Here is a 15,987-nt window from a genome sequence, read left to right on the forward strand (position 1 = left end):
CCAGGCGTAACCCAGGATACCATTAACCCGAATAAAAAGTTTGCCTGGTTGAGGAGAAACCTTTCCGAGGGGGCCTTCGACGCCCTGCGGGAATCTTCCGTGCGCTGGGAAGACGGCATGGAACAAGAAACAACCAGTCCCCGCCACCCGGGCCGATTGATCCGTTCCACGTTCCAAGGAGCCCTATGATGAGCCAACCCCGCATCGTGTCGTTTATCAATTACAAAGGTGGAGTGGGCAAGACGACGACCACGTACCACATCGGATGCAGTTTGGCAGAACACCACGGCAAGCGTGTGCTACTCGTAGATATTGATCCGCAGTCCAACCTCTCGCTGCTGTGCATGGCTTACGAGAAGTACGACGAATTTCGCCGTCAACAGGGAACGATTCGCGATCTTTACCGACGGTTTCGCGAGGGCCGGTATCCGCTGGATGCTCGCGATTTCATCGTTCGCAACGCCGTGCAGGGGGGCGGAGAACCCATCGAAGGAGTCGATCTCTTGCCCTGTGATATCGATCTGCTGGGTGAAGACCTGGGTGGACTGGTGCCGACGGTTTCAGCGGCCCGGGCGGCCAGCGGGTACGAGGTTCTCCGCCAGCTCGCCCAAAAGCTACTCAACGAGTGGGCATTTTTGCAGCAGGTCTGCGAGGAGATTGGGAACAGCTACGATTTTATTCTCATCGACTGTCCCCCGAATCTCTACATGATGACGCAGAACGCCATTCGGGCATCGCACTACTATATGGTGACGCTGATTCCTGAATTTCTTTCCGCAATCGGTCTCGAAATTCTGGTACGAAAGATCGACGATATCAGAAAGAAAATCGCCCATGTGGGTGCTCTCGCGGGGTACGAAAATGTGCCTACGGCGAGCCTCGGCGGTATTATTTGGGTCAAAAAGCGAAATACCAAACAGCATGACCGGACGATTGAGAAACTTCGTGAAGAGGAACGCTTTCGACGTCACGTGTTTAATTGTGGAACGACCGAGCGAACCGGCTACAGTGAAGCCGCTGAGGCGCAGTGCCCGGTTTGGCGAGCTAAAATCCCGTCGGCCCGAGAAGCCGCACAACTGGGAGAATACGAGAGGATCACAGAGGAATTCTTGAAACGCTGTCAGTAAAGGCGAAGGATTCGGTATGGGCAAGAAGTCAGGTGCTTCCATTGACGCGGTTCTTCAGGACTTGCAGTCCGTTATTGGCATGTTGCCGGAGGAGGCGCAAAAGAACGAGTTTTTGACCGTCCTCCAAAGGATGATTAACGTGATGAGTGAGCTGAGGGAAGCGATCGCGCGGGTTCCTACCCGGGAGCGAGTCGCCTCCGAGGGGATTCCCGAGGGACTCAAACGCATCAGGGACTTTATGAAAGCCTTTGAGTCCGGTAGCACGCGCGGGCGAAGTCGAAGCCAGGCCAAGACGGTGGACGAAGCCAAGATCGCGGGATTTGTGGAGCAACTTCGGCGGATGCCGGAAGCCGAGCTACGCGTACTCGTTCAGAAAACAAAACTCGGTAAGCCGGAATGGATTGCTGCCGTTAAGCAAGCAGGAGGCTACACCACCAGCAAGGACACGATCGACACCCTAAAGCATCGACTGGTGCAGGAAATTGTCAACCGCCGAACGCATGAGGGAATTTTGGGCGATGCTCAACCGTAACGTGTGCGGATTAATCCTGGCGGAAAAACACGTGTTCCGACTGAAACTCAGATTTTGAAATATGACCCACGGAGGCTTCAATCTTCCCTTTTTTGACAAGGGCTGTTATGCTGACCCTGTGGGGCAAAACCTCCAGCGTGAATTTTTTTAGAGCTGCCCGCGCATCTGCCTCTTGCGGAAAAACCAGGAGTAAACCTCCATGGAATCGCAGAAGAGTGAAAGCATCAGGACTAACAGGCGACGATTGACCCGACGTGAGCTTCTGAAAGCGACGGCCCAGCTCACCGCTGTGGGGATTGTGGGATGCAATGGTGTGTCGGCGTCGCCCGACGAATGGGTCAGCCTGTTCGACGGCCGTTCTCTGGAGGGCTGGCGCGCGTCCGAAAACAAGGCAAGCTGGAGGGTAGAGGGCGGCTGTCTGGTTGCAGATGGCCCGCGCAGCCACCTTTTCTACGAAGGCCCTGTGGGCAACCACAATTTCCGAAACTTTGAGCTCGCCCTGGAAGTCCTCACCAAGCCTGGCGCGAACTCTGGGGTATTCATCCATACGCGTTATCAGGAGAGCGGGTCGCCCACCGCCGGGTACGAAGTCCAGATCAACAATTCATATCCCATGGTGGGAGAAAACCCGGAGTTTCGGCGAACCGGGGGGCTATTCGCCATTCAAGACGTTTTCAAGGCTTTCCTGCCCGATGATCAGTGGTTTCGGATGCGGATTTTGGTGGTGGGCAAGCGGATTCGCGTGTGGGTGAACGAGTTTCCCATGGTCGACTACGTGGAGCCTGCCGTTCCACCCCGCGCGAAGAATCGTACGGAGCGGCGACTTTCCCAAGGAACAATCGCACTTCAGGCCCACGATCCAGGAAGCCGGATTCATTTTCGCAATATCCGCATCCGCCGTTTGCCAGATGATGCGAATCCGTTCGCGGAACCGCGCCCAGATGTTACCCCGTACGGCATGACCGAGGGATTGATTGACCGGCTTTCGATGCTGGCCATTCCTGCCACTGACTTTCATATACACCTCCGTGGGGGTATGACCGTCGACAAGGCCATCGAACGGCAGGCCGTGACAGGAATTAACGCCGGTGTGCTGGAGAATCACGGTCGTGGTTGGCCGCTGGACACCAACGAGAAACTCGCTGCTTTTCTGGACGGCGTGGCGGATAAGCCGGTCTTTGTAGGGATCCAGGTCAACGATCGGGATTGGGCAGAGGCGATCGACCCCAAACTTCTGGGTAGATTGGACTACGTTCTTGCCGACACGATGATTATGCCCATGCCGGACGACAGCAGCCCCCCTGTCAAACTCTGGCTGACCGACCAGTACACGATCGACGATCCCAAGGCGTGGATGGAGCGATATGTTCGGCATAATTTGCGTGTGCTTTCGGAACCGATCACGATTCTAGCCAATCCCACCTGGCTTCCCAAACCGATTGCCCATCTTTACGACGAACTATGGACAGAGGAGCGAATGAGGCTGATTATTCAAACCGCGGTCGAGCGAGGGGTGGCCTTTGAAATAAACGCGAGTGGCTATCCGCCCGAGAAGTTTATTCGTCTTGCTAAAGAGATGGGAGCCAAATTTACTCTGGGGACGAACAACTTCGATGACCGACCGATATCCCTCGCGCGTTGCTTTGACATGATCGACAAATGTGGGCTTCGTGGGCGGGACTTCTTGCTCATCCGACCGAAGGCGCGCTCGAATGCCCCCAGATAGTGTTGTTGGTCGAACAGGTGGTGTGACGGAACGCAACGTGACTTTGTTTATGAAGCAGCCGCAGCGTGGATAGGATGCTCACAAAAAGGCAGCTTGCTTTCCGGGGTATCGTGTTCCTGTCGCTTGTGGCAGTGGGTCTGGGTGTAGACCTCGTTACGAAGGAGTGGATTTTTCGGCAGTTGGGCATGCCTGGTGAGAAGCCAGTGTGGTGGATTGTTCCGGGTGTGTTCGGCTTTCAGACGAGCCTCAACGAAGGGGCCCTTTTCGGTATGGGACAGGGTTTCGCGCCGTGGTTTGCCGGTCTCTCGGTGATTTTTGCGGCGGGAATCCTGGCCTGGCTATTCATCGGCGGAGCCGCCAGGAGCTGGTGGCTGTTGATCAGTTTGGCAGCGGTCACCGCCGGAATTTTCGGAAATCTTTATGATCGCTTGGGGCTCCACGGGCTGAGATGGCAGGAAGGGAACCCCCTCCATCCGCCGGGTGAGCCGGTTTATGCCGTCAGGGATTGGATCCTGGTGATGATCGGCTCCTGGCCGTGGCCGAATTTCAATGTCGCAGACAGTCTTCTCGTCTGCGGCGTAGTCGCGCTTGTGCTCCATACGCTATTTTTTTCTGGGGACAGCGCGTCGGAGGGGCCAATTCCTAATGCACCGCCCGCCTGATGCTGGCACCGATGGAGGGGGCGACGTCTCCGGTTGGCGGCTTTCTCTCGGGGTCTGTCCGTCAAAGGGTAATCTTTCTTGGCGTGCCCGTGTTGGAGACGAGCGTTTCTAGAAGACCTTCAACGAGGGTTATACTCGACAGGTTGTACGTGCGAAACTTGAAAAAAACAGGCCAGTTGCCGTGAACAAGTTGGGTAAAGCAATTCTTCGAGAACGTCTGGGTCTCCCTTTCCGAACGAAGCTTGAATGGTATAGGTGGGGACGCCCTCTGGGTTTCGCCGTGCTTGTGGGCGTGTGCACCGGTCTGTCTGCAGTTCTATTCACGTGGGCTCTGGAAAGTTTTCAGAAATTTGTGCTCGGGAACGTACTCGGCTACCAGATGCCACCCCAGCCAACTAGGGATCCGGCCGCCCCGTTTATCGCCCCACGTGGTGGGTGGCTGGTGGTATTCATCCCAGCTTTAGGGGGGTTGGTGTGCGGCCTGATCATTCGCTTTTTTGAGCCCGAGGCGGAAGGCCACGGCACAGATGCGATGATCAAGGCGTTTCATCGACTGGCGGGGAAAATTCCGGTCAAGGTCCCGCTCGCCAAAGCCGTGACAAGTTTGCTCGTAATTGGGACAGGCGGGTCGGCAGGGCGCGAGGGGCCCATCACACAAATTGGTGCTGGCGTGGGTTCGGCCGTAGCTCAGCTCTTCAAACTGGGTGATTGGGATCGTCGAATCCTCATGCTGGCGGGAGCGGCCGGCGGACTGGGGGCGGTGTTCCGGGCCCCTCTCGGCGGGGCGATGTTCGCCGTGGAAGTTTTGTACTCGGGTACAGCGATTGAATTTTCCGCACTGGGCCCCGCCTTCGTGGCTTCGGTGGTCGCTTACACGGTCTTTGCCGGTGTTTTTGGTCAATCGGTCATGTTTTATTTGCCGCGGACACCGGATCCAGTGACCGGGCTGAATCCCTGTGTGTTTCACGGAGCCCACGAATTACCGTTTTATTTCGCCCTGGCACTTCTCTGCGTAGGCGTCTCCTTCCTATTCAGCGAAGGCTTTTACACCATCCAGGACCGTGTATTTCGAAAGTTACCGGTTCCTTTGTGGGCCAGGCCAGCGATTGGCGGATTGGGTGTGGGGCTCCTTGTCCTCGCGGGATTCCCGCACGTGATGGCTGGTGGATACGGTTGGATGCAAAAGGCGATTCTGGCGAGTCCGGACTTGCCGTTTCGGCTGGCGTGTACCCTCGTGCTGATGAAGATCCTTGCCACGTGCCTTACCGTGGCCTCGGGCGGAAGTGGGGGGTTGTTCGCGCCTTCATTGTTTGTGGGGGCCATGACAGGTGCCGCTTTCGGTTGGGGATGCCAGGCCCTGTTTCCGCATGTGGCGCCACCTGTTCCGGCGTGCGTCCTGGTGGGGATGGGAGGCGTCCTCGCCGCCACGTTTAAGGTTCCCCTGGCGGCGCTGATTATGGTCTCGGAGTTGACGGGTTCGCACGACCTGCTCGTCCCGATGATGCTGGTGGGGGCAGTGGAAATGACGGTCCTCCCCGGAAGAATCTCTCTTTGTCGCGAACAGGTGCCTTCCTTTGTGGACAGTCCGGCGCATCTTGGTGATTTCGTGATTGATGTTCTGAAAGAAATGCGAGTGGAAGAGGTGTGCCCTCTGGACCGGAAGCCGGTTGTCATCCGCGAGGATATGCCGCTGCCCGAAATCCTCCATATTGTGGCGGAGACGCAGCAGCATGCGTTTCCGGTGGTTGATCGCGAGAAACGGCTTGTGGGCGTCATTTCGCTGCATGACTTGCGGACGGTTCTGGCAGGGGACGGAGCTGGGAATCTCGTGCGGGCAATTGACCTGGCTGTACCAGTCAGGCCAGTGACCCCGCGCGATGATTTGCACACGGTGCTCCAGGTGCTTGCGGAATCTCATCTCGAAGAGGTTCCCATTGTCGCGCCCAACGATCACGGAGAGGTGATCGGTTTGATTCGCCGGGAAGTGATTCTGAGGGCCTACGATCGGCGGGTGGCGGGCCTTCAAGCTGGATTGATCCCCCGTTCCGGTACCTCCGCATGAGGCGTCGCATGGACAGATTGGACGCCTGACTAGGTCGAGCTGCGCGGATTTCGGCTGGGTGGGTGCCGGTCTGAAGACCTGTTGCCCACCATTAACCACACTCTTCGGGGACCACGGCAAACAAGAGTTCCTCCGTTTTGCGGCACCGGGCGATAAGCTGAGCCGCCTGTAAAAGGTGTGTGTGGGCACTCTGTTCGGCAATGTCAGGCGGGAAGAATCCGAGGATGTGACCGAAGAGGGCAAGTGTCCAATCTGAGTGGGGCTGATATGGGAAGATCCGCTTGTTGTACGCCGCTCTGAGCGAAGCTTTCATCAGCTTCCACGTTTGCCGCCGCCTCGCTTCAGTTTTAATGTGTCGATAATCCTCAGCGAATTCGTCCAACCGGTACGCGTCCACAGCCAGTGACTGGACATCTCCAAATGATCCGAGTATTCCCAACAAAAGGTCGTTCCATCGGTCTGTGCGCTCGCACAGTTGGAGAAGTCGCTGGGCGTCGGCGCGAGGAAGGTAGTCGGGGCGATTGAGGGCTCCAAGGATGCGGCCGCGCAGCTCCAGGTGGGAAAGGTAAACATTGTGTACGAGCGAAGCCGGGTAATCGTTGCCCGTCTTCTGCTCGTAGAGGTGGAGAACAGCCGTCCAAATGCGGGTTAATAACTCCTGGGTGATGATTTCTTCCGCCAGGCCGCCCCGCTGGTAACGGAATGGGTAGTCCAAATCGTTTCGCGGCGGAGTCTCGAGGGCCTTCAACTGGCGTGTCCAGTTGTCGATTTGCGCTCGGGCAGCCAGCCAGAAACTGTCGACCGCCGTCTTGGGGACCTCGAAGTTCTGCCTCTCCCATAATTGGGGACCGTAATCCATCAAAAAGATGACCAGGTCAATGATGTCCTGATTATGCATCGGCTACCACCCGTGATGCGATATCAACACACTGACTACTGATTTATGCCGGTGGCGAATTTCTGAGAAAAGCTCCCGCAACCGGTGTGCCAGACACCACGACCCATCGATGCTGTGCAAACGAGAATCTTCGTGTGGACAGAGTGTCACGGTCCCTCCCAAATTGCGCATCTTATGGGCTATGACGAATATTCCCTGAACACGAGCTCCCTTTCGGCCGATGGAATAGAAAGAGAACAGGGCTGCCGGCTCCGATGGTAGGTGCTCAGGGGCTGGTGGAGGTGGAAGGGCCGGACGGCTCTGTGCTGGCAACGATTGACACAGATCCGTTGGTTGTTACGGTTTCAGCGATAACACAGGGGGAAGAACATGTTCCGCCGTATCGTGTTGCTCGGCGCTTTAGGGATTTTGCTGGGGTTCGTTGGCGTTCGAGAGGCCGCGGCCCAGCAGGCATTTGGACGGCAATGGGCGCGAACGTACAGCACCCAGGACTGGCAGCGGTTTTACCACTATCCGTACGTGTACTATCCGCAGAATTTCTACGGCCCGGACTATTTTAAGAGCTCAGAGGATCTCTACTACCGCTATCCGCCAGAAATGCGGATTCCGGTTTACAACCGAAAGTGGCAGAACTTTTATCCAGAACCCCGCCGCTACCACCAGGGCCATCACTTTATCCTAGACGTTTTCTGAGTTTTGCGGTCTTGGCTAAGAGTACGCACCCGTCGGCCCCGCGAACACGCGGGGCTGTTTCCTTACACTGTTCAGGCTGGACAGAACCAGTCCAACCTAGACAGGGTGGCCGAACCCCTACTAAACGGTGTCATTGCCGCAGCGGCCTAATCGAGCTTTCGGCGGAAAGCCGCTGGTAGGAGAAGTCCTACCACTCCTTAAGGTTCATTGGGTGGGCGGAGGACTTTCTCGATTACCTCGGCGTAGGCTAGGACGGTCAAATAATTTCTCAGCCCATAACCAGAACACCGCAGGGCCTCCGGCGAGAAGTCGCCCATGAATTTTTGTGGATTGCTCGGATGGACCCCATCACCGGAGATGAGGGTCGGCACCTCATAAATCTCGTAGCCGCGGAATGCCTCGCTGGCCCCATCCCAGTCGTTTGGGCGACGTTTGAGAATTTCCGCGTGATAATCGATGAGCGGAGCTCGCAACTCATTTGCTATTTCACGAACGATTTGGGCAAATCGCGCCGCTTTCTCCACACGGCCGTGTCGCGGGGGAATTGTCGTCAAAATGACCACGGTACCGTTCTGGAGGCATTGTTGAGCAACCTCCTTCAGGCTATTCCTGTACTCGTCCTCGGAAAGATCATTCAGGTCATTCGTGCCCCACATGATGATAGCCGTCTCCGGATTGAGTTTCTTAAGCCACTCATGGATATGTTCTTTGCCCCACCGGACGGTGGTTCCGCCTTCGTTTCCGAATTCGGGACCTCGCCAGTCGCGCCAGCATTCCGGTCGCATGTACTCCTTGACGACAGCCAAAGCATGGGCCATCTCCGGGGGGAGGTTGCGGCATTCGTAGGCCAACGGTGCCCAAAACGCAAGGCTGACCGTGATGGAGTCGCCAAAAAGGGCGAGGGTTCCGGGTTGGCCGGTGAATCGGGCGTGGACCTCCCGCATGGGCTCCACCCAGGCGGGAAGTTGCCCTTGCTCCCGCGGGTGGGAAATCTCGGTAAGACCACCCGTACACACTGCAAGTAGGAGTGCCCACCACATTTTTTCAGTCCCCCACGCGTGAAAATGAATCTTAGAGGAACCACCCGCCTGTATTGTGAGGTCTTTCCGATTGATTGCAAGATAGATGGTTATTGGACTTGTGAGGGTGACATCGGTTGGAACAATTCTGCGGAAGAAAACGCGCGAGAGTTTGGTGGGCTTCTCATTTCGAGGGAACACGTTTCGAGGTCGAAATCATTGAGAAGGGAAGAAAGAACGGTGTGGGTGAAGTCGGGCATTCGATTGCTCAATTGAGACGAACATCGTCATAGGGCTTTGGAAAGCTCTCGACCTAGCGCTTTTGGACAGCGATGCGTGCGAGCGAGTTTCACAACTACTGGGAAGAATCGCGGGTACCCTTGGCCAGCCTGATGTTCGTTGCGCCGTTACTGGTGTTTTACGAATTGGGAGTGCTCCTGCTCGGTCCGGAGGCTATCCGCAACGGGGCTGAGGTCTGGCTCCGGCAGATTCTTTTCACGATCGGCCTGGGACAATATTTTTTCCTGCCCGCTTTGACAGTTGGAATTTTGCTAGCGGCCCACTATCTTTCCCGGCGACCGTGGTATGTGCGGTCGGTAACGTTGTGGGGCATGCTGGTGGAATCCCTTTTTCTCGCAGGCTGTTTAAGAGTCCTGCTCGGACTCCAGGCTGTTGTTTTCCAGCATTTTGCTCAGCATGGGCTGATGGCGGTGGGGATCAATATCTGGTCCCGTTCTGTGGCTGAGCGAGCGGTCGCCTTTGTAGGCGCCGGCGTTTATGAAGAATTGGTTTTCCGCCTGATTCTTCTGAATCTGGTGGTGGCGATGGCCCGGATCTTTCACCCGACACCCACAGCCACCATGTTTTCCGGCGTGGTGGTGAGCAGTTTGCTTTTCGCCGCTGCCCACCACGTGGGGACGTTCGGCGAGCCGTTCGAGTTGTTCACGTTTCTTTTCCGGTTTGTGGCAGGGATCTTTTTTGCCCTCCTTTTTGTATACCGGGGTTTTGGCATTGTTGCCGGGGCCCATGCAGCGTACGACTTGCTGGTGGGCCTCGTATGAAGGAGCTGATGCCCATCAGCTTGCAAGGGTGCGCGCACGCCCCGAGAGCCAAGCGAGCTCTTCATCGACCCGGCGATTGCTCATCAGATCATCGTGGTGGAATCGATTACTTTTGTTCCGGGACGATGGGCACGTCGATGACGCGGAGTTTGATTTCGTCCGAATTTGCTCGGAGCTCGGGTGCGTACATTGCGTAGCCGCGGGTGGGAAGGGCGGAGAATTTACCCGGGATTTCCGCCCGCATGCGGTAGCTCAGACTGTATCGGCCACGCTCCAACGCCCGGCAGAAGAACACTACGCGGTTATCCCGGAATTCCACGTAGGTTCCCGGCGCGTCGCGAGTGTAGCCGGAGCGGAGTTCCACCGGTTCGAATCCAGCCGGTTTCATGTCCTCGAACACCAGGTATTCGTAGTCGTTTTTCGTTTCGAGGATGAGCTCGATTTCGACAAGCTCACCACTCTTGACCTCGGCGAGATTCTCGAGTGGCTCGCGCTCGTACTTGGCGACGCGCTGGTCGATGACCTGGCCCCGCGATCCGGAAACCTGGGCCGTTTTCGTCACCGGTTTGAGACGGTAATAGCGCCGCGTGACTTTGATCTCGAGTCCGGCAGCGGGGATGAAATCCTCCAGGGTGAAGTAACTGACATAGGCGTTGGCATAGAGCGGCCCCTGGCCTTTGCGGCGGAGTTCTACGGTGTGGTCGCCTTCCTTCAGATCATCAGCGGTCAAAACGAATGCATTGTCAAAGTCGAAGAGATTTTCCGGTGTGATTTCCACGGCTTTGCGCAGTTCGCCGTCAAACCACACCTCGACCGTCATGTTGGGTTTCATTTCTCCGCTTGCCCGGAGGAAATCAGCAAACGCCTCAATCACCAGGGCTGTATCTCGGGTGGAATTCCAGTATGTGGCGTGCTTGCGATTATTGAGGAGATACTTCACCAGCCGCGGAGCCAGTTCGCCTTTGGGATCGGTTCGTGCCAGCAGTTTGAGGTAGTAGGCCATTGCCTCGATGTCGTTTCCGTACCAGTACCACCAGCTCCAACGGCTCAGGTTCAGCCAGGCTGTCTGATTTTCGTCATCCTTTTCCACGTACTGGCTGATGTTACGGAGTACCATGTCCAACTTTTGACGGTCTCCCTCTTTCTCCAAAGCCAACCCGAACATAGCCAGAGCGTAGACGGAGAGGTCCAGTCGATCACGATACAGGTAATTCTTCATGTCCGGGTTTGGTGCGCCGGCGTCCACGAGCACCATGTAGACGAAAGCGTCGAGATTATCGGCTTGCCCTTTCCATGGGACGCCTTTCGCTTTCTGCTCGGCATTGCGGAGCATTTCGAGTTGCTTGCCCTGGTAACGCTTGAGCCATTCGACTCCGCGTTCAATGACGCCGGGAACAATGGCCACATCGTTTTGCTGAGCGATCTGAAGACCGTGGACAACAAGGGCCGTCAGATGCGGAGACGCCCATTCACCCCATCCAGAGAACCATCCCCAGCCACCGTCGGAAAGCTGCATTTCGGTAAGACGCTGGACGCCCTCTTTTACAATTCGGTCGAGCTCAGCCTTGTCAAAGACCGGATTCCTTTCAAACCGTTTCCACTGCTCAGCCCTTTGCTTGGGATCACCCAGTTCCTGGGCATTCAAATTCACCCGTTTTTGACGGATTTTTTCGAGATCGACTCCCAAGTCGATAAGCACCTTTTGGGTAATCACCGCTGGCAGAAACCGGTTGAGTGTTTGTTCTGTGCAACCATAGGGGTAGTCGACAAGGTAGGGCAGCGCGTCGATCATGGCACCGGCAAGGGTGGGGGAGAAGTGAACTTCGAGGCGTGTGGTTTCCGGACGTCGCTGCGCGGGGACAGTGATCTTGAACTGCACGCGATCCTGGTCTGGCCGAATCCATCCCGAGTAGGCCACCATTTTATCCATGCCATGGACGTAGACAGGGAACCGCATTTCCATGGCATCGGATTCTTCGTCGGTGAGTGCGGCCATTCTAATGACGGCTTCACCTTCCCGGATCACGCACACTCGCCAGTCCACTCGCACTTCATCATTGGGTGCGATCTTGACTGTGCGAACGAGTTCGTCGAGGGGCTCGAGGGTGTTTCCTTCAAGCTCCAGCTTCACTTGCGCCGCTTTTTCTGACTTTAAGTAGTTGTGAACGTTGGCGGACAGCACAACTTCGTCAGTTTGAACGAAGAAGCGTGGGGCCTGAAGACGGATGATGAGGTTTTTACGCGTGACGACATCCGTGGCTGCTTCACCCACCCTGGTGCCGTGGCCCATTGCCCAAACCTTGACGCGCCAGGTGGTGAGATTTTGCGGCATTTTGAGTGTGACTTCGGCGGTGCCGTCTTCCCTTGTTGTGAGTGCACCAATCCAGAGTGCCGTATCCGCGAACTCTTTGCGTATGGTGGGTTCCACCATGGGAGTTTCCCCGCCCGCCGGCGCACCGGCAGCGGCCCGATCCGCTTGTTCCAAGGCCATGCCATTGGCAGCCTTTGCCATGGGGGCCATGGGTGCAGCAAATCTCGCCACTCCTTCTGCCAAGGGGGCTGCCCGACGATGTTGCAATTCGTAGGCTACGCCAGGTCGACCGAACGCGCCGCCCCGGCCCAACGCTGTTGCAGCGGCCAGCTCTTCAACCACTGTAGCGCCAAAGATACCGAGGTCTTCCATCACGGGTGTGTTTGGCGGCACGAGATTGCCTGATCCTTTTGCCAGGCTGTGCATCGTCTGCGGATGATGAGAACGGCGCCATTTCCAGAAGAAGGCCTTAATCTCTGGTATGTTGCTACCACCGGAAATGTATTCAACCGATTTGTCATAAACAGCAACCACCGTGGAACCGACGAAGGGATTTCCTTCCAGATCGGTCAGTTTGATGCGGACGGTGGCCTGCTCATCAGGTAAATACTCGGTTTTGGAAGGCGTCAGCTCCACGTTCAGCACGCGCTTTTCCGGCGGGACAATGATTTCCCGTGTTTCGGTAAATAATTTCCCATCATAGACCGTCATCGCTTCCACAAAAAAGTTGGGCATGTCCTTCGGAAGTACCTCTACGGGAACGATCGCGGTTTTTCCATCGAGCCGTACCAGGGATGGTTTGAGATACACTCCGTTGGCGGGCCGAATGAACAGAAGCACGGCGGCATTGCGCTGATTAGCGTTGATCTGCAGCTGAACTTTTTCGCCTGGCCGATACTCCGCCTTATCGGGAATAAGTTCCAGGTCGTTAAAACGGAAATCTTCGCTGGCGCGGAGGGACTCCCCGATGATTGTGAACACATAACCGCCTTCAATGGTGTGCCCTTCAGAATCGGTGACCTTGTGTGACAGACGGTACTGCCCGGGCTCCGCAGCTTTGATCTGGAGCGTGGCCATCCCCTGCTCGTCGGTGGGAAGGTCCCACGTGCGCACTTCCGTTTCCACTGGCTTGGCCTCTGGGTAGGTGATCCGATACAGTGTCAGACGGCCGGATCCCTGGACGGGACGCCCATCCGGTGTACGTGCGGAGGAGTGAACCGCAATTACGTCACCGGTGCGGTAGTACCCGCGGGATAGCCACAAATAAACTTTAAAAGGCCTCCGCGTGACGAGTATTTCTCCGGTGCCGACAATCGTCCGGCGGGATTGATCGGTGACTTCCGCAGTGATCGTGTACCGGTGATCCTCGTCCGGATGGAGCAATTTTGCAGGAGCCGTGTCAATGGTGAATTTCACCGTTCCGTCTTCGCCAATTGCCACTTCCTGCTCGCCGACCAATTCAGGGGGCTCCGGCGCCCATGGGATCCAGAACGGTCGCGGGCGGACGCAACCCCATTCATGCCATCCGGGGTACCACACATAGTCGTAGGCAAACCACCAATAACCTGGTCCATAGAGCCAGTCGAACGGCCGTGGTGGATACCACCGCTCCGTGTACCCGGTGCGTTCGATCTTATATTTCACCCGGGCGTGTGTGACTGGCGCGCCAAAGTAGTATTTGGCCTGGATGGTTGCTTCGACCTTTTCGCCCAAAGCTACCGGTTTTTCAGGAGCCTGGACAGTCACCTCGAATTCCGGCTTTTTGTACTCTTCTACACGGAAAGTTGCCCCGCCCCCGAATCGCCGATTGATTGGCCGGGCATCCACGACCTCAATCCGATAGACACCTAAAGTAGCGTCTGAGGGGATTTCCCACTCGCCTTCCACGCCAGCGTAATCGTCGGTTTTTGCCCGCTTTTCCCAGAGTTTCTGGCCCTTCGGATCAAGCAGCCGCAAAATCACTTCCTGACCCGCAAATACCGAAGTGTCCGGCTGGTCGTACTGGGCCTGGCGGATCCAGAATTTGTAGTGGACCTTGTGGCCAGGACGATACACAGGACGATCGGTGATTGGATAAACTTTGACCGCGCGATATTGGGCGTCGTAGTACTGACCGGTCCAAAGGCCGGTAAAGCCGAGATAAGCCAGGCGGCCTTCGGGTGCCCGGGCGATAATCAGCCATTGAAAATCGCCAGGCAGTTGATCCGCGCTTAAAACAATCTGCCCTTGTGGATCCGTGTATTCGGCAAAATTTTTGATTACCAGGCGAGGACGGTTTGCCCCACCGCCGGGCCATTCCTGACGCCACCCAAAAAACTCCACATTAGCTTTGGAAATCGGTTGACCGGTGACGGCGTCGGCGACGTAGAACCATGTCCCTTTGTCGAGCGGTTTTTGTGCAATGATGGTGTCCGCAATCCAGAGCACCACAAAGCACTCGTTGCCATCCTTCATCTGCGCTTTGAGAAGATAGGCTCCTGCTTTTTGCAAGGGCGTGGCGACCGTGATACGGCTGTCGAAATGGTTGGGCCTGGGTTTGAGCGGCAGGGTCCAGGTAGCCACGACTGGGCCGAGATACTTCTCCTGCGGTTTCTCGAGGAGCCGGTAACCCAGGTTTTGGACGTCAAGATCTTCCCATTTCAACTCCGTGGGTAAGCTCTTGAGGTAGTTTTTGACATCGGCCAGGAGTTGGTCGATTTTGATTTCGTAGGCAGTGAAAGTCACCTCATGGCCGTTCCGGAAGCGATACTCTACTGTGGCTCCTTTGCCTGCCGGCTGCGTTCCGATCGGTTCGAACCGTCCCCAGTTGCCCACAATTTGATTCAGTTGTTCCTGGGCGGCCTTTCGCTCGTCCCCCGTGGTTAGCTCGACTACGCGTTTCCAGTACCCGGCTGCTTTGGGATACTGCCGGCGATTCTCGAATTCCTGTGCCAAACGTCGCAGAACTTCTACCCGATAGCTGCTGTTTTCCTTGTCAGCGATTTGCTGCCATATCTTGATGTAGTTGAATTCATCCGGCAGTTTGAAACGCTTGATGCCGATGGCTAGCCGAGCAATTGTTTCGTCCTCACCCAACGTGTGGAGAGCCCATGTTCCTGTCTCCGTCGAGGTCGTTTCCTCGTTGTCCAATCGGTTGAAAAACCAACCATAATCGGCCAAGGTTTGCACGCCGAATTGTGTCCAGAGGAACTCGGAGAAAATGAGATCCACCTCATCCGTCAGACGGGGATCCATTTCCTTGGCCTGGACAAGGCACCACCGCCATCGCTCACCATCGTTTTGGGCATCCGCAAAAGTCTTTGGAATGGAGTAAAAGATCGGGTTGCCCTGCTCATCGACAGGGGCATGGCGGGGCGCACCGCCGCGCTCCCATCCTTCCTCGTAGTCGGGAAGCTCATCAAGATTCGTCAGGGCCTGTAGCCTCCAGGACTCGCCCCAATCGCGGCCGAAAAGAATGACATCCGCAAATCGCCGGTAGAACTGTCCAGCATCGGAATGGTTGGGCTCCTCCGCAACCAGCGGCATCGCTTGGCGCATGAGCTGGAGTGCCCGAACTCTGTCCCGCTCCCAACAGTTGACGACCTTTCCCCGTTGCCAATCTCCAGAGCGCGTAAAAACGTTGTCGATGATCACTCCGATGTGCGGCAATTCCATGTAAAGTTCCGCCGCCCGCTGAAGCAGACGCCAGTTGCGGCCGTGAACTGCTACGGTTTTTTCCAACAAACCGTCGATTTCAGGAACGCGGTTGAGCCGCACCAGACATTGCCATGCGAGGGAGAGATCTTCAGGGACTTCCCGAGGATCAGTCTTGGGATCCACAAGCCTTTGTTGGAAGAGCTCGAGCGCCTCCTTGAACTGCCCATCTTTAAACAACTGCCGTGCTTGCCCACTTTCGT

General features: G+C 56.3%; 10 protein-coding genes. 7 read left to right on the forward strand and 3 right to left on the reverse strand.

Translation table 11 applies throughout. The annotated features are described in order from the left end of the window. Window positions 1–185: 185 nt before the first annotated feature. From ABJK56_RS11370 to ABJK56_RS11390, 5 genes are all read left to right on the forward strand, one after another. Window positions 186–1,127 carry a ParA family protein gene (locus ABJK56_RS11370; RefSeq protein ID WP_347244786.1) on the forward strand — a complete coding sequence of 314 codons (942 nt, stop codon included), beginning with the start codon at window positions 186–188 and terminating at the stop codon, window positions 1,125–1,127. Between the two features lie 16 nt (window positions 1,128–1,143). After that, the gene (locus ABJK56_RS11375) at window positions 1,144–1,659 is read left to right on the forward strand and encodes a hypothetical protein (RefSeq protein ID WP_347244787.1); all 516 of its coding nucleotides are present in this window, start codon (window positions 1,144–1,146) and stop codon (window positions 1,657–1,659) included. Between the two features lie 199 nt (window positions 1,660–1,858). After that, window positions 1,859–3,385 (forward strand): family 16 glycoside hydrolase, encoded by a 1,527-nt coding sequence (locus ABJK56_RS11380; RefSeq protein ID WP_347244788.1) that lies wholly within the window; start codon window positions 1,859–1,861, stop codon window positions 3,383–3,385. 74 nt (window positions 3,386–3,459) lie between these two features. Further along, entirely contained in the window at window positions 3,460–4,047 is a 588-nt protein-coding gene (locus ABJK56_RS11385) for a signal peptidase II (RefSeq protein ID WP_347244789.1), read from the forward strand. Window positions 4,048–4,228: 181 nt separating this feature from the next. Beyond that, window positions 4,229–6,109, forward strand: coding sequence for a chloride channel protein (locus tag ABJK56_RS11390; RefSeq protein ID WP_347244790.1), 1,881 nt, complete (start codon window positions 4,229–4,231; stop codon window positions 6,107–6,109). Between the two features lie 91 nt (window positions 6,110–6,200). Here ABJK56_RS11390 and ABJK56_RS11395 read toward each other — a convergent pair whose 3' ends face one another. Further along, window positions 6,201–7,007: a hypothetical protein gene (locus ABJK56_RS11395; RefSeq protein WP_347244791.1), complete on the reverse strand. Its 807-nt coding sequence runs from the start codon at window positions 7,005–7,007 to the stop codon at window positions 6,201–6,203. 369 nt (window positions 7,008–7,376) lie between these two features. Here ABJK56_RS11395 and ABJK56_RS11400 point away from each other — a divergent pair, with 369 nt between their 5' ends. Next, complete coding sequence (locus tag ABJK56_RS11400; RefSeq protein WP_347244792.1) at window positions 7,377–7,700, forward strand: calmodulin-binding protein; 324 nt, start codon at window positions 7,377–7,379, stop codon at window positions 7,698–7,700. Between the two features lie 197 nt (window positions 7,701–7,897). Here ABJK56_RS11400 and ABJK56_RS11405 read toward each other — a convergent pair whose 3' ends face one another. Beyond that, window positions 7,898–8,740: an SGNH/GDSL hydrolase family protein gene (locus tag ABJK56_RS11405; RefSeq protein ID WP_347244793.1), complete on the reverse strand. Its 843-nt coding sequence runs from the start codon at window positions 8,738–8,740 to the stop codon at window positions 7,898–7,900. Between the two features lie 311 nt (window positions 8,741–9,051). On the opposite strand from ABJK56_RS11405, the gene ABJK56_RS11410 reads away from it, so the two are divergent. Continuing rightward, window positions 9,052–9,780: a CPBP family intramembrane glutamic endopeptidase gene (locus ABJK56_RS11410; RefSeq protein WP_347244794.1), complete on the forward strand. Its 729-nt coding sequence runs from the start codon at window positions 9,052–9,054 to the stop codon at window positions 9,778–9,780. Between the two features lie 106 nt (window positions 9,781–9,886). On the opposite strand, the gene ABJK56_RS11415 is transcribed toward ABJK56_RS11410, so the two are convergent. After that, window positions 9,887–15,964 (reverse strand): MG2 domain-containing protein, encoded by a 6,078-nt coding sequence (locus tag ABJK56_RS11415; protein WP_347244795.1) that lies wholly within the window; start codon window positions 15,962–15,964, stop codon window positions 9,887–9,889. Between the last annotated feature and the right edge of the window lie 23 nt (window positions 15,965–15,987).

This window comes from Thermogutta sp. (assembly GCF_039793925.1).
Lineage (GTDB): Bacteria > Planctomycetota > Planctomycetia > Pirellulales > Thermoguttaceae > Thermogutta.